A 13,993-nucleotide genomic window follows, 5' to 3' on the forward strand; every position below is an offset into this window, starting at 1 on the left:
TCTATCGCCAGCCCGATGCCGGTGCCCTCGTATTCACCCCGGCCGTGCAGCCGCTGGAACACTATGAACACGCGTTCGAAATGCTCCGGCGCGATGCCGAGACCGTTGTCGCGGACGGAAATGCGCCAGTGCTCCGGCTCGTCCGCCCAGTCGATCGAGATTTCCGGAACCGTGTCCGCCGCGCAGTACTTGATGGCATTGCCGATCAGATTCTGGAGCAACCGGGTCAGTTCGTTGCTGTCGGCCTGCACGGTCGGCAGATCGCCGGGCACGTGGAGGATCGTGCCGCGCTCGCCGATGGCGACTTCCAGGTTGTGGCAGGCGCTCGCGACCACATCGTTCACCGGCGTCGGAGCCATCGGCTTGCTTCGCCGGCCGACCCGTGAATATTCCAGCAGGTCCAGGATCAGCCGGTCCATCCGCACTGCGCCGTCGCGGGCAAAGCCGATGAATTCCTTCGCGTTGTCGTCGAGCTTGTCGCCATAGCGCCGCTGGAGCAGCGACAGGTAGCTGTTGACCATGCGGAGCGGTTCCCGCAGGTCGTGGGACGCGACATAGGCGAACTGTTCCAGCTCCGCGTTCGAGCGCTTGAGATCCTCCGCCTGCCGCGCCATGCGCCAATGGGTATCGGCGATCTCCTGCTCATGCCGGGTACGGTCGGTGGTGTCGGTCATGACGCCGACCAAACCGCCGACCTCGCCGCTGGACTGGCGAAAAAGCGCCTTGGAATAAAGGACGTCGTGGCGGCTGCCATCGGCGAAGTCGATCTGGGTCTCGTAGACCTGGAAGGCGTCCTGGATCGCCATCAGGCAGGCGTCGGCATTGTCGTCCAGCGCCGCAGTTTCCGGTTTCATCAGGTCGCCGGGACGGCGGCCGACCACTTGGCCGACGCTGACGCCGTGGATCGCGGCGAAGGCGCGATTGCAGCCTATATAGACCCCGTCGGCGTTCTTGTAGTAGATCGGGCTTGGGATGGTGTCGAGCAGCGTGGACAGGAAGAACACCTGGTCGCGGACCGACGCTTCGATCCTCTTCATCTCCGTTATGTCGGTATGGGCGCCGACCAGGCGTATCGCCACGCCGTTCTCGTCCTTCAGATGGGCGGCGCGGTTCAGGATATAGCAGGTATGGCCCTGCCTGTGGTGGAACCGCTGGGTCGCCAGGAAGTTCGGCACCCGCCCCAGGTTGTAGTCCTCCACCAGCTTCAAGGCCGCGATCCGGTCTTCCTCGAAGATCACGCCCGCCCACATATCCAGGGTATTCTCGAGCTCGTCTTCCCCGTACCCCAGCATCTCCTTCCAGCGCGCCGAGAACCAGATCCGGCCGGGAGCCGGCAAGGTCTGGGGGCTGGCCGTCATCATCGTGGACGTCTCGACCGTCTTTCGCGAGGCGGGCCTTGCGGACGGCTCGGACACGGCGATGGAGTTCGCCATGCGCGGGCGGGACGGACTGGGTGCATCCGGAGAGGTGTTCCTGGGCCGGCCGGAGCTGTTCGCCGACGGTCCCGTGCTGACGGACATCGTGCTGCCTAACGGGACATGGCAGCTGGGCGCCATCCCGCGCGGAGGATGGCCGCAGGGCGCACCCTATGCCACGACCCTGCGGGTGCTTGGGGCGATGCTGGCGGCGGTCTGCGGTTTCGCCGCCTGGAGACTGGTGCGGGACCCTGTGCATCTGCGGCGCGAAGTCGCCGCCGCGCGCGAAAACATCCTGGTCGGCGAGCGCCGCCAATCGCTGCTGGTGGACAGCGTGGAGGACTATGCCATCTACATGCTGGCACCGGACGGCACCGTCGAGAGCTGGAGCAACGGCGCCCGCCGGATCAAGGGATACGCGGCGGAAGAGGTGATCGGCCGTTCCTATTCCCTGTTCTTTCCGTCCGATGCCGCCACCGGCGGCATGCCGGAGGCGGAGATCTCGGTAGCGCGCGAGCAGGGCCGGTACGCGGTGGAGCGCTGGCACCGGCGCAAGGACGGCACCCGGTTTCTCGGCACGACGACGATCGCGGCGATCCGGGAAGGTGAGGCTGGACGGCTGCTGGGGTTTTCGGTCGTCACCCACGACCTTTCCCAGCGGATCGAGATCGAAAGCAGCCTGCGCGAAAGCAACCGCCGCTTCCTCGACATCGTCGGGATGGCGGGCGAGTTCATCTGGGAAACCGACGTGGATGGCCGCTACACCTTCGTCAGCGACCGGGTCCATGCGGTCCTGGGTCACAGCCCCGCCGAACTGCTGCACTGCCCGATGGTGGACCTGATGGCGCCGGAGGACGGAGCCCGCATGACGGCGCTGCTCCGCAGTTCTCCCGGCAATGCCAAGGCATTCCACCACGAGGAGTTCCGCTGCATCGCCCAGGACGGGCGGACGGTCTGGCTGTGGGGCAGCGGGATACCGATCCGGCATGCCGACGGCCGTTTCACGGGTTTCCGCGGCGCTTCCCAGGACATCACGGACCAGAAGGAGATCGAGAACCGGCTGCGGCGCACCGTCGAGAAGCTGGAGCGGTCCAACGTCGAACTGGCGCGCTTCGCCGAGGTGGCGGCCCATGACCTGCAGGAGCCGCTCCGCATCATGGTCAGCTACGCCCATCTGCTGTCCCGCCGCTACAAGGGACAGCTGGACGCGGATGCCGACGACTTCATCGGCTTCATCGTCGACAGCAGCGTCCGCATGAAGAGCCTGATCCAGGACCTGCTGCGTTATTCGCTGATCGACCGGAGCGACCCGCCCGTGGTGCTGGCCGACACGGCGGCCTGCATCGCCGAAGCGGTGGAAGGATTGGCCGAAGCTCTCCAGGCCTGCGGCGGACGGATCGACATGCCGTCCATGGCGCCGCAGCTTCCGGCCGATCCCCGCCAAGTCACGGAAATCTTCCGCAACCTGCTTTCCAACGCCATCGAGTACCGCTCGCCCGACCGCAACCCGGCGATCCGGATCGACGTGAGGCCGGTGGGGACGGCCTGGGAGTTCACCGTCAGCGACAACGGCATAGGAATCGAGGCCCAGTACTTCGACCGTATCTTCCTGGTGTTCGAGCGGCTGCACACCCAGCGCGCCCATCCCGGCACCGGCGTCGGGCTGGCGATCGTCAAGAAGATCGTGGAACGTCACGGTGGCGCCATGGCCGTATCGTCCGAATTGGGCCAGGGAACCGCTTTCAGCTTCACACTGCCGGCTGCTGCGGCGGAAGACCACGGGGCTCGCGCAAAACTTGCCGAAGTATCGACTCCACTATAAACTAATCATTCCATCGTCGTATTTAATGGCAGCTTCAGCGTGCATAACATGGTATCAAGCATGAACATACTGCTTGCTGAAGACAACCTTGCCGACGCAAGACTGGTGAAGGAGGTCATGCGCGAGGGGAAGTTCCTCGCGACGCTCCATCATGTGGAGGATGGCGTCGAAGCCATGGCTTACCTGCGCCGTCAGCCGCCCTACCAGGACAAGCCGCGTCCCGATCTGCTGCTGCTGGACCTCAACATGCCGCGCAAGGATGGCTGGGAGGTGCTTGACGACATCCGGGCCGATGCCGATCTGTCCGGTCTGCCGGTAATCATCATGACGACATCGGACGTTCACTCCGATGTCCAGCGGGCTTACGACCGGCACGCGAACTGTTTCCTCACCAAGCCGGTCGAGCTTGAAGATTTCATCAGGATGATAACTCTGCTGAAGGACTTCTGGCTGACCGCCGTCCGGCTGCCGCCGGCCTGAAGACCGGGAAGGACAGCATGACCGGGCAGCGGTCCATCAGCGTCCTCCTGATCGAGGATAATCCCGGCGACGCCCGGCTTGTCCGCGAACTTCTGGCGGAAGAAGGAGATATGTTCGGCATCGTCCTCGCCGGATCGATGCGGGAAGCGCTGGAGCGGCTGAACGCCGAGACCTTCGATGTCGTGCTGCTCGACCTGTCGCTGCCCGACAGCCATGGATTCGGGACCATATCCTGCATCCGCGCCCAGGCGCCGGCCATGCCGCTGATCGTCCTGACCGGTTTCGACGATGCCGATTTCGCCGTCGCCGCCGTCGAGGCCGGCGCCCAGGACTTTCTGGTCAAGGGGCAGTTCGAGGGCGGCACGATCCGGCGGGCGATCCGCTACGCCATCACCCGGCGCATGCTGGAGGAGCAGGTGCGCCTGTCGGAGGAAAGGCTGAAGGGCATCATCGAACTGGCCCATGACGGGATCGTCGTCATCGACGAGGGGTACGACATAACCCTGTTCAACCCGGCGGCGGAGCGCCTGTTCGGCTACCGGGCGGAAGAGGTGCTGGGCAAGTCGCTCGACGTGCTGCTGCCGGACCGGGTGCTCGATCAGCACCGGCGTTTCCTTGGGGATTTCGCCCGCGACCTGACCGGCTCGCGCGCCATGACCAACCGGCCGGCTGTTACCGGAAAGCGGAGCGACGGGACCGAGTTCGCCGCGGAGATCTCGATCTCCCAGTTCTCGTCTCCCACAGGCCGCCAGTTCACCGCGACCGTGCGCGACATCACCGAACGCCGCCGGGCCGAGGACGAGTTGCGGCGGCTGGCCCTGACCGACGCGCTGACGGGGGCCGCCAACCGGCGCCACTTCATGGAGCGCGCCGCCTTCGAGTTCGCGCGGATGAGGCGCTACGGCAATCCGGTGTCGCTGGTGATGCTCGACGTCGACCACTTCAAGCGCGTCAACGACACCCACGGCCATGCCGCCGGGGACGCGGCCCTGATCCTGCTGGTCAGATGCTGCCGTTCCCTGCTGCGCGACACCGATCTGGTCGGCCGGCTCGGCGGCGAGGAGTTCGCGCTTCTGCTGCCGGATGCCACCGACGAAGACGCCTTCCAGGTGGCCGAGCGGGTGCGCTTCAATCTGTCCGATCTGGAGATCGCGGCTGAGGACGCTGCCTTCAGCTTTACGGTCAGCATGGGCGTTGCCTGCTGCCAGCCGGCCGAAACCAGCGTGGAGCAGACCATCGGGCGCGCCGACCGCGCCCTGTACCGCGCCAAGTCGGAAGGACGCGACCGCACGCTGAGGGCGGCGCCGTAGCGCTGCCCCCGGCGTGCGGCGGCGAGTTTTTACTTCCAGCCGGCCCGGTCCATGATCTTCAGGGCTTCTTCGTTGTTCTTGCCGAAGACCGAGGCGTTCAGGTTGTCTTCCTTGAACGAGCCCCAGGAGGCGATCACCGGCGAGGTTTCCGCGACCGTCGACACGGGGTACTCGTAGTTGCCTTCCGCGAAGATCTTCTGGGCCGGCGGGCTGACGAGGTACTCCAGGAACTTGACCGCGTTGTCCTTGTTCGGAGCGTTCTTCAGGACGCCGGCGCCGCTGATGTTGACGTGGGTGCCGCGGTCGCTCTGGTTGGGGAAGAACACGCCGACCTTGTCGGCGACGGCCTTGTCCTCCGGCTTGGACGAACCGGCGATACGGCCGAAATAATAGGTGTTGCTGACCGCGATGTCGCCTTCCCCGGCGGCTACCGCCTTGATCTGGTCGCTGTCGCCGCCCTGGGGCTGCCGGGCCAGGTTGGCGACGATGCCGCGCGCCCAATCCTCGGTCGCCTTCTCGCCATGGGCCGCCAGGATCGAGCCGGCCAGCGACTGGTTGTAGACGTTGGTCGAGGAGCGGATCAGCAGGCGGCCCTTCCACTTCGGATCGGCCAGATCCTCATATGTGGAAAGCTCCGACGGCTTGACGGCGGCCTTGTTGTAGATGATGACCCGGGCGCGCTTGGTGAGGCCGAACCACAAGCCGCTCGGTTCCCGCAGGTAGCTCGGCACGGTGTCTTCGAGGGTCTTGGACTTGATCGGCTGAAGGATGTCGGCGTTCTGCGCGCGCCACAGGCGGCCGGCATCGACGGTGATCAGGATGTCGGCCGGGCTGTTGCCGGCTTCGGTCCGGATACGCTCGATCAACTCGTCGTCTCGGCCCTCGATGATGTTGACCTTGATGCCGGTCTGCTGGGTGAAGGTCTGGTACAGCGACTTGTCGGTGTCGTAGTGACGCGACGAGTAGACATTGACCTCGGCTGCGGACGCGGAGACGGACGAGCCCATGATGGCGGCCGTACCCAAAATGGCGGCAAGCGCGCCGCGGGCGAAAAAGTTCATCGGGTTTCCTCAACAGACAGGCGTGAATGAGATGCGGTCGCAGTAATGCGCACCTTCCCCGTGGGAGCTTGCCCTGTCAAGTGAGATTGCGAACCGTTTGCAGTTCCGGGCGGGAGAGAGGACGCGACCAAGGGTCGCGCCCCGTTCATACGCCTGATCGCCCCCGATTATTGAGCGGGCTGCCGTTCGATCGCGCCACAGCCGATCCTGTCGCCGGAATGGCCGGCAGGATCGCTCTCGTAGTCGTCGGGTCCGGCATGGATGACCAGGGCGGTGCCGCCCTCCTTGAAGAGGCTGTTGGGGCCTGCGTCCAGCGTGACTTCCCCCGCGACCAAGTCGAGATCCAGCACGCCGTCCTGCTGGACGAAGATGTTTGGCAGGTCGCCGGCATGGGCGCCCTGCGGGTTCTGCAATCCATGCCGGGCGTCGGTCGGATTGTAGTGCCCGCCGGCGCTTTCGAACTTGGGTGGGTCGCACCTGCCGGTCTGGTGGATGTGCAGCCCGTGGCTGCCGGGCGGAACGCCCTTCAGGCGAAGCTGGATCAGGACGCCCTGCGGGGTTTCGACCAGGGCTGCCGTGCCGAGCGGCTTGCCCTGCCCATCGCCGAGCTGAGCATGCGCCTGGGGAGACTGGCTACCCTGCGCCAGGGCCGGGGTTGCCGGGATGCCGGCCGCGAATGCGGCGCTCAGAAGAACGGTGCCGGAGAAAATCCGGACGGCGCTCAGCTTCATGAATGTCTTCCCTAATCTATTGCCGGATCAGGAAAGACAACCGATGCCGCCCGGGACCGTTCCGTAACGTCCCTAGCCCGCGCGCCGCCGACGCGTCTGCTGGCCCCGCCCCTGGGATGCCGAACCGCGCGTGTCCTCGTCGAACAGTTCGGCCAGCTTCTCCATCATCGTGCCGCCCAGCTGTTCGGCATCGACGATGGTCACCGCCCTGCGGTAGTAGCGGGTGACGTCGTGGCCGATGCCGATCGCGACCAGTTCTACCGGCGAGCGGTTCTCGATCTCGCCGATGACCTGCCGCAGGTGGCGCTCCAGGTAGTTGCCGGAGTTGACCGACAGCGTCGAGTCGTCCACCGGGGCGCCGTCGGAGATCACCATCAGGATGCGGCGCTGCTCGGGCCGCGCCATCAGGCGGTTATGCGCCCACAGCAGCGCCTCGCCGTCGATGTTCTCCTTCAGGATGCCCTCGCGCAGCATCAGGCCCAAGTTCTTGCGGGCGCGCCGCCAGGGTGCGTCGGCATTCTTGTAGACGATATGCCGCAGGTCGTTGAGCCGGCCGGGGTTCGGCGGCTTGCCCCGGCCGATCCACCGCTCGCGCGCCTGCCCGCCCTTCCAGGCCCTGGTCGTGAAGCCCATGATCTCGACCTTGACGGCGCAGCGCTCCAGCGTGCGGGCCAGGATGTCGGCGCTCATCGCGGCGATGGTGATCGGGCGGCCGCGCATGGAGCCGGAATTGTCGATCAGCAGACCGACGACGGTATCGCGGAAGTCGGTCTCCTTCTCGCGCTTGAACGACAGCGGCAGCACCGGGTTGACGACGACGCGGCTCAGCCGCGCCGCGTCCAGGATGCCGTCGTCCAGGTCGAACTCCCAGGCGCGGGTCTGCTTCGCCATCAGCCGTCGCTGAAGCCGGTTGGCCAGACGGGAGATGACGCCCTGGAGATGCTGGAGCTGCTGGTCGAGCAAAGCCCGCAGCCGCGTCAGTTCGTCCGGATCGCACAGCTCGTCGGCTTCCACCACCTCGTCGAACTCGGTCGTGAAAGCCTTGTAGGCGTCCGGATCGATCTCGTTCCGGCGGTCGCGCTCCGGCCGCCAGGGCTGGCCCGGCTGGCCAGGTTCTTCCGAGCCGCTGCCCTCCGCCATCTCGCCGTCCATCTGGTCGGCGCCCTCCGTCCCGTCGTCCTGATCGACTTCGCGGGTGTCGGGCTGGGTCATGGTTTCGGTCTGGCTGGTCGAATCCTCGCCGCCGCGCGACTGGCCGTCGTTCGGTTCGTTCTCGTCCGGCTCGCCTTCCTGGTCCTGCTCCTCGTCCTCCTCGGTCGGCTCCGGCTCTCCGCCGACTTCCATGTCCAGGTGCGACAGCAGCTTGCGGGCCTCGCGGGCATAGCCGTCCTGGTCGTCCAGCAGCGCCGCCAGATCCTTCATTTCCCCGCCGATGCGCTCCTCGACCCAGGGACGCCAGAGATCGACGGCGAACCGGGCGGTGGAGGGCGGTTCCTCCCCGGTCAGCGCCTCGCGCGCCAGCAGGCGCATCACTTCCGACAGCGGCACCTGATCCCGGTCGGTCACCCGCTCGAAACCCTGACGCCGGTACCGCTCGTCGAGGGCCGCTCCCAGGTTGGACGCGACTCCCGGCATCGCGCGGGCTCCCAGCGCCTCGCAACGCGCCTGCTCCAGCGCCTCGAACGCCTGCCGGGCGGTGTCGCCCGTCGGCATGCGGTGGCTGTGGATGCCGCTGTCGTGGTGGCGCAGGCGGAGCGCCACGGCATCGGCCGCCCCGCGCAGGGTCGCAACGTCGCGCGGGTTGAGGTCGCGCGCCGGCATCGGCACGCGGACCCTGGTCCCGGCGACGCCCGGAGGCTCGCCGCTGAACCCGATCTGAAGATCGTTCCGTTCGGCGATGGCCCGGATCGCGGCCGAAGTGGCGCGCTTGAAGATCTCGACGGGGTTTTCTTTGTCAGACATCACAATCTTCAGTTCGGTTGGTCCGGCGGGCCGCGCGGTGGCCCTGCCTTGATCCCATAAACGCTAACTTAGACCGTCCACCCCGTTTCCGTCATACCCGGACTTGATCCGGGTATCTCCTTTCAGGAGATGAGCGGGTGACATCCGGACTTCAGGTTGAAGTCCTCGCGCCAGCCTCCGGCAGGAGATACCCGGATCAAGTCCGGGTATGACGGAAAAAGAGGTCCGGGTATGACGGAAAAGCAAATCCGATGACGGAATGGGTAAACACGCTTCGAAAACCTGCACCGACACCCCGCCTCAAACCAAGTTGGCCTTCACGCCCGACTCCGGCAGTTCAGTCCCGAAACAGCGCTGGTAGTATTCCGCGACGGTCGAACGCTCCACCTCGTCGCACTTGTTCAGGAAGGTGATGCGGAAGGCGAAGGGGATGTCGTCGAAGATCTTGGCGTTCTCGGCCCAGGTGATGACGGTACGCGGCGACATGACGGTCGAGATATCGCCCGACATGAAACCGGCGCGGGTCAGGTCGGCCAGATGGACCATCGCGGAGATCTGCTTCTGGCCCTTGTCGTCGGCGTAGCCCTGGACCTTGGACGCGACGATCTTCACTTCGTCGTCGTGCGGCAGGTAGTTCAGCGTCGCCACGATGTTCCAGCGGTCCATCTGGCCCTGGTTGATCTGCTGCGTGCCGTGATACAGGCCGGTGGTGTCGCCAAGGCCGACCGTATTGGCGGTGGCGAACAGGCGGAAGGCCGGGTGCGGCCGGATCACGCGGTTCTGGTCCAGCAGCGTCAGCTTGCCTTCGACTTCCAGCACGCGCTGGATCACGAACATGACGTCGGGACGGCCGGCGTCGTATTCGTCGAACACGATGGCACAGGGGTGCTGGAGCGCCCAGGGCAGGATGCCTTCGCGGTACTCGGTCACCTGCATGCCGTCGCGCAGCACGATGGCGTCCTTGCCCATCAGGTCGATGCGGCTGATATGGCTGTCCAGGTTGATCCGGATGCAGGGCCAGTTCAGGCGCGCCGCGACCTGCTCGATATGGGTCGACTTGCCGGTGCCGTGATAGCCCTGGACCATGACGCGCCTGTTGTAGGCGAAGCCGGCCAGGATCGCGAGCGTGGTGTCGTGGTCGAACCGGTAGGCGTCGTCCACGTCGGGCACGTGCTCGGAAGCGCGGCTGAAGGCCGGAACCTGAAGGTCGCTGTCGAGGCCGAAGGTCTGCCGGACGGAAACCTTGATGTCCGGGGTTGAGCCGTTCGGCGCTGACTGAGTTGTCGTTTCGGAGGCCATATTATCTGTCGCTTCGTTCCTGGTGTCGGGTGGGCGTGTCGGTCGCTGGTGAGGCATTATTAATACGGCATTTTCCTGAGCGGGCCGTCTTTTGTTGCGGATGGGCGTCTAATCAACCGCCATAGCTGGCTTTCAGCGTCGTATAGGCCTGATTTATCCGCTTCAGCGTTTCTTCCGCGACCTTGTCGCCGCCATTGATATCCGGATGGTGGATCTTGGCAAGCTCCCGGTATCTGGCCTTGATCTGCGAAAAGTCCACGGGCGGCGCCAAATCAAGCACCGACAGCGCCTCTTCCTCCGGTGTCCGCATGCGGTTGGCGGCGGAGCCGTTGGCGCCGTTCCCGTTGTGCGCGCCGTTCCGGGCGCCGCCTTCTCCCGCATCGTGGAAACCGTACTGGCGCATCGCCTCGTCGTGCATCGTCCGCTCGCGGGTCTTCCAGAAGCCCATCGGCCATGTCGGGCGCTGCCACGTGGCGTCGCTGCGGAGATGTTCCTCGATCTGGCGCTCCGACATCCCGGCGTAATAGTCCCACGCCTTGTTGTACTCGCGCACATGGCTCAGGCAGAACCAGAAATACTCGTTCAGCCGCTCGCGGCCCTTCGGCGCCCGGTACTCGCCCATGGCCGAGCAACTGGGCATGTCGCAGCAGCGGGACGCCGGCGGCGGCTCCTGGGAAAACGGGGATGAGTAACGGACACGATTCTTGTGCATCGGAAAAGTATGGTCAGAGGTTGACGCGCTGGCAAGCGATCGTGCTGGCAGCGCGGCTATTGCGCACGGGGCTTGATGCGATCCCCGAGGACCAGCCACGCCAGCCCTCCCAGGATCAGCACCAGTCCCGCAAGGTTGGTGAGCGTCACCGGCTCTCCCAGCATCGCCGCGGATGCGGCGACGCCGGCGACCGGAACGCCGAGAGTCCCAAGCGAGGTCGTTATGGCGGGGAGGGCACGGTTGACCGTGACCACCGCCCAGAAGCAGAAGGCCGTCGCGATCGGCCCATTGTAGAACAGGACGGCGGCGGCCTGTCCCGTCCAGTCGATCGGCCGTCCGGCATCCATGAAGAGTGCGATGGGAAACAGCACCACGGCCGCCACGGTGAACTGCCAAGGTGCCAACTCCAGCGGGGAAGCGTGCCAGCGATGGCCGCGCACCTGGATAATCTGGGCGGCCCAAGCCAGTGCCGCAAGCATCAACAACCCGTTTCCGACCAGAACATCGCGGTCGGTCCAGTCGAAGGCCGCCGGGTTGAACATGACGGCGACGCCGGCCATGCCGAGCATGAACCCGGTCAGTTTCGTGCCGGTCAGCCGTTCGCCCAGGAACAGCGCCGCACCCGGTACGACCCAGAGAGCCGTCGTATAGGCCAGGATCGACGACCGTCCCGCCGAAACGAACTGCAAGGCGACCGTCACCAGCCCCAGGAAGGCGCCCATCTGGAGCAGTCCGACCGTCAGGACGATCGGCAGGTCGTGACGGCTGGGCAGGCGGATGCGGTTGCCGCGCAACGCCAGTACGCCGAACATGCAGACGGCGCCCAGCAGCATGCGGATGACGGCGAAGGTCATGGGCGGGATATCTATGATGCCGAGCTTCATGACCGGCCAATTGATCCCCCAAAGCAGGATGACCGAACCGAGCAGCAGCCAGGCCATCCGGGGAGAAACGGTCCCGCTCGCCTGGGACGAGGCCGGCGGAGCGTCGGGTGGCGCTGGATCGGCAGGGGGAGAGCCGGACGGCTGAGAGGGAGGCGGTACTGCGGGCCGGGTGGAACCGGGATCGGACAATCAGGGGCTTCCTTGACAGCGAGGGCCGGACGATAGCACTTTTCGATGGCTGCGGCCCGATCTTCTCGCCAAACCGGCACGGGCGCAACACGCATGCCGTGCCATGGCATGCGCGGCTCGCAATGCCACATCCCACTTGTCGACATCATACCCACGAGGCGGTTTCATCATGGACTACGCGACGCGCATGCGTACCAAGCTTTCCAGTTCCCTCCAGCCGGTCCGGCTTGAGATCGAGGACGACTCGCAGCGGCATGCCGGCCATGCCGGGGCCGATCCGGTCGGCGAGACCCACTTCAACGTAACCGTCGTTTCGGCGGCGTTCGAGGGCAAGTCCCGCGTCGCGCGCCAAAGGATGGTCTATGAGATCGTCGCGGAGGAACTGAAGGAGCGGGTGCATGCCCTCGGCCTTCGGACACTGACTCCGTCAGAGGATGTCCGATAGCCGCTCCGGCCGGCGCCTTGGCGCCGGCAAGGAGTTTTTCCGGCCCGCTGCATACGATGGCAACTCAGACGAGTGCTGAAACAAAAATATCTTCCGAAAGGTATATGACAATAGTTGAAATTACCTCGAAATTGCGTACAGTCACACCGACGCAACCATTCGCACGATATGGAATCGATCAGGTTTCTATCGACTTGGCGGTGGAGTTCTGTATGACCGCAAGAGGAATTCAACTTATGCATTATGAGCCAGAGTCGTCCCTGCCGACTTCCGAAGACCCGGCGGGGATCCGCGGCTTCCGCGAAGCAACCGGTTCGCCGCAAGCGGAAGTCCGCCCGGATATGGCAAAGGTCAGCACGCTGATCAGCCGCAACGTCACCATCGGCGGCCATCGGACAAGCTGCCGCCTGGAACCGTACATGTGGGACGCCCTCTACGACATCTGCGCACGCGAGCGGGTGACCATCCATTCGCTCTGCACGCGGATCAGCGAGCGCAAGGACGCCAATACGTCGCTGACGGCGGCGATCCGGGTATTCGCGCTGGCCTATTTCCGCGCGGCCGCCACGGAGGAGGGGCATATGAAGGCAATGCACGGGAACGGCAATCCGTTCACGAAGACGCCCTTCGATTCCGAAGAGCAGCCGTCCGAGCAGGTGGTAAGCCTTCGCCGGAGCGTCGGCTGACCGCGCTGCCGGTTCGTGTCCGGGCGCTCAGGTCGCAAGCCCCGCGGGCAATGGAGGTCATGGCCGGGGCGTGCCTGTATAATGCTCCGGCCATGCCTTGCGCGTGACCTCGCCGTCGCTGCGAAAAGCATGGCAGGTGTTGAGCAGCAGGGGCGGGCGCTTGTGCCCGGAGGGGGAAACGGCGGGAGAATCCGCTTTCTTCTCTCTGGCTTCCGCCTTGGCACGCGCCTCTTTCTCACGTGACAGAACCGGGTAGATGGTCTGGAACGCCGTGGTCGCGACGGGACCCAGCAGTTCGACCAGATGCGTGCAGCCCTCGACCCCGCCCAGCCGCTCCTTCACCTTCTGGGTCCAGCCGGACTTGATCCGCAACCCGACGAGGCGCTGGAAGTTGGGCGTGATGGCCGGGCAGACCGCGAAGGGGCTCTTGTCGGTCACCGCCTCGACCGCCTTCACCTCGAAGCCGTCGTCCACCGTCAGCCTGATCCACATGTCGTGGATCGGATCGCCCGGCTGGATGGCGCCCCGGTAGTCGTTGGCGAACGGGTAGGTCTTGATGTCCGTGATATGGCCTTCGATGTCCCACAGCCCATCGGCGCGGCGGAAACCCTGGCAGGTAACCTGACGGGTATGGATATGCTCGCGCTCGGTCGGGGATGAAAGCGGCATGAAGGCCCGGTTCTCCGTTACGTAAACGTAAAGCGAGTACCGAATATCGACCCGGCGGCGCAACCGGTCAAGACCGCCGACCTCCGCGCCCTGCGGGCATCACCTATGCGGCGGCATGCGACAACTGGCGGGCTGCTGATAAAACCTCCCGGTATCGCGATTGCCGCGATCGATCATGTCAGTGGCAAAGGCGCGGTGTCCTCGTTGAGAATGTCGAGATAAGCACGGTATCCGTAGACACGGCCGCGTTTTCGGCCAGTTACCTCCTCCAATATCCCAATTCGCTCAAGCTCTGCGAGCGCCAGATTGATGGTCGGTGCCGTAAGGC

13 protein-coding genes are annotated in these 13,993 nt (G+C 65.2%); 5 read left to right on the forward strand and 8 right to left on the reverse strand.

Going from position 1 to position 13,993, the window contains the following annotated elements; all coding sequences use genetic code 11:
* On the reverse strand, positions 1–1,361 hold a 1,361-nt coding region (locus tag AC5JJ6_RS20015), incomplete at its 3' end, for a sensor histidine kinase (protein WP_496043744.1).
* Between the two features lies 1 nt (position 1,362).
* Here AC5JJ6_RS20015 and AC5JJ6_RS20020 point away from each other — a divergent pair.
* Genes AC5JJ6_RS20020 through AC5JJ6_RS20030 form a run of 3 tightly spaced genes read left to right on the forward strand, consistent with a single transcriptional unit; the run spans position 1,363 to position 5,027 of the window.
* A complete protein-coding gene (locus AC5JJ6_RS20020; RefSeq protein WP_496043745.1) occupies positions 1,363–3,237 on the forward strand; it encodes a sensor histidine kinase in 1,875 nt (624 codons plus the stop codon).
* A 60-nt stretch (positions 3,238–3,297) separates the two neighbouring features.
* Entirely contained in the window at positions 3,298–3,717 is a 420-nt protein-coding gene (locus AC5JJ6_RS20025) for a response regulator (protein ID WP_496043746.1), read from the forward strand.
* A gap of 17 nt (positions 3,718–3,734) precedes the next feature.
* Positions 3,735–5,027 (forward strand): GGDEF domain-containing protein, encoded by a 1,293-nt coding sequence (locus tag AC5JJ6_RS20030; RefSeq protein ID WP_496043747.1) that lies wholly within the window; start codon positions 3,735–3,737, stop codon positions 5,025–5,027.
* Positions 5,028–5,056: 29 nt separating this feature from the next.
* Here the strand turns inward: AC5JJ6_RS20030 and AC5JJ6_RS20035 are convergent, their stop codons facing one another.
* The 6 genes from AC5JJ6_RS20035 to AC5JJ6_RS20060 form a co-directional block, all read right to left on the reverse strand.
* Entirely contained in the window at positions 5,057–6,088 is a 1,032-nt protein-coding gene (locus AC5JJ6_RS20035; RefSeq protein WP_496043748.1) for a Fe(3+) ABC transporter substrate-binding protein, read from the reverse strand.
* Between the two features lie 167 nt (positions 6,089–6,255).
* Complete coding sequence (locus tag AC5JJ6_RS20040) at positions 6,256–6,819, reverse strand: superoxide dismutase family protein (protein WP_496043749.1); 564 nt, start codon at positions 6,817–6,819, stop codon at positions 6,256–6,258.
* A 72-nt stretch (positions 6,820–6,891) separates the two neighbouring features.
* A complete protein-coding gene (gene cobT / locus AC5JJ6_RS20045) occupies positions 6,892–8,781 on the reverse strand; it encodes a cobaltochelatase subunit CobT (protein WP_496043750.1) in 1,890 nt (629 codons plus the stop codon).
* A gap of 300 nt (positions 8,782–9,081) precedes the next feature.
* Positions 9,082–10,080 (reverse strand): cobaltochelatase subunit CobS, encoded by a 999-nt coding sequence (cobS, locus tag AC5JJ6_RS20050; RefSeq protein WP_496043751.1) that lies wholly within the window; start codon positions 10,078–10,080, stop codon positions 9,082–9,084.
* A 112-nt stretch (positions 10,081–10,192) separates the two neighbouring features.
* Positions 10,193–10,720, reverse strand: coding sequence for a J domain-containing protein (locus AC5JJ6_RS20055; RefSeq protein ID WP_496043752.1), 528 nt, complete (start codon positions 10,718–10,720; stop codon positions 10,193–10,195).
* 128 nt (positions 10,721–10,848) lie between these two features.
* The gene (locus tag AC5JJ6_RS20060; protein ID WP_496043753.1) at positions 10,849–11,865 is read right to left on the reverse strand and encodes a DMT family transporter; all 1,017 of its coding nucleotides are present in this window, start codon (positions 11,863–11,865) and stop codon (positions 10,849–10,851) included.
* 169 nt (positions 11,866–12,034) lie between these two features.
* Here AC5JJ6_RS20060 and AC5JJ6_RS20065 point away from each other — a divergent pair, with 169 nt between their 5' ends.
* Both AC5JJ6_RS20065 and AC5JJ6_RS20070 read left to right on the forward strand, forming a co-directional pair.
* Entirely contained in the window at positions 12,035–12,310 is a 276-nt protein-coding gene (locus tag AC5JJ6_RS20065; RefSeq protein ID WP_044428670.1) for a BolA family protein, read from the forward strand.
* Positions 12,311–12,546: 236 nt separating this feature from the next.
* A complete protein-coding gene (locus AC5JJ6_RS20070; protein ID WP_496043754.1) occupies positions 12,547–12,996 on the forward strand; it encodes a ribbon-helix-helix domain-containing protein in 450 nt (149 codons plus the stop codon).
* 57 nt (positions 12,997–13,053) lie between these two features.
* On the opposite strand, the gene AC5JJ6_RS20075 is transcribed toward AC5JJ6_RS20070, so the two are convergent.
* Positions 13,054–13,665, reverse strand: coding sequence for a DUF2889 domain-containing protein (locus AC5JJ6_RS20075; protein ID WP_496043755.1), 612 nt, complete (start codon positions 13,663–13,665; stop codon positions 13,054–13,056).
* Positions 13,666–13,993 lie beyond the last annotated feature (328 nt).

Source organism: Skermanella sp. (assembly GCF_059503625.1).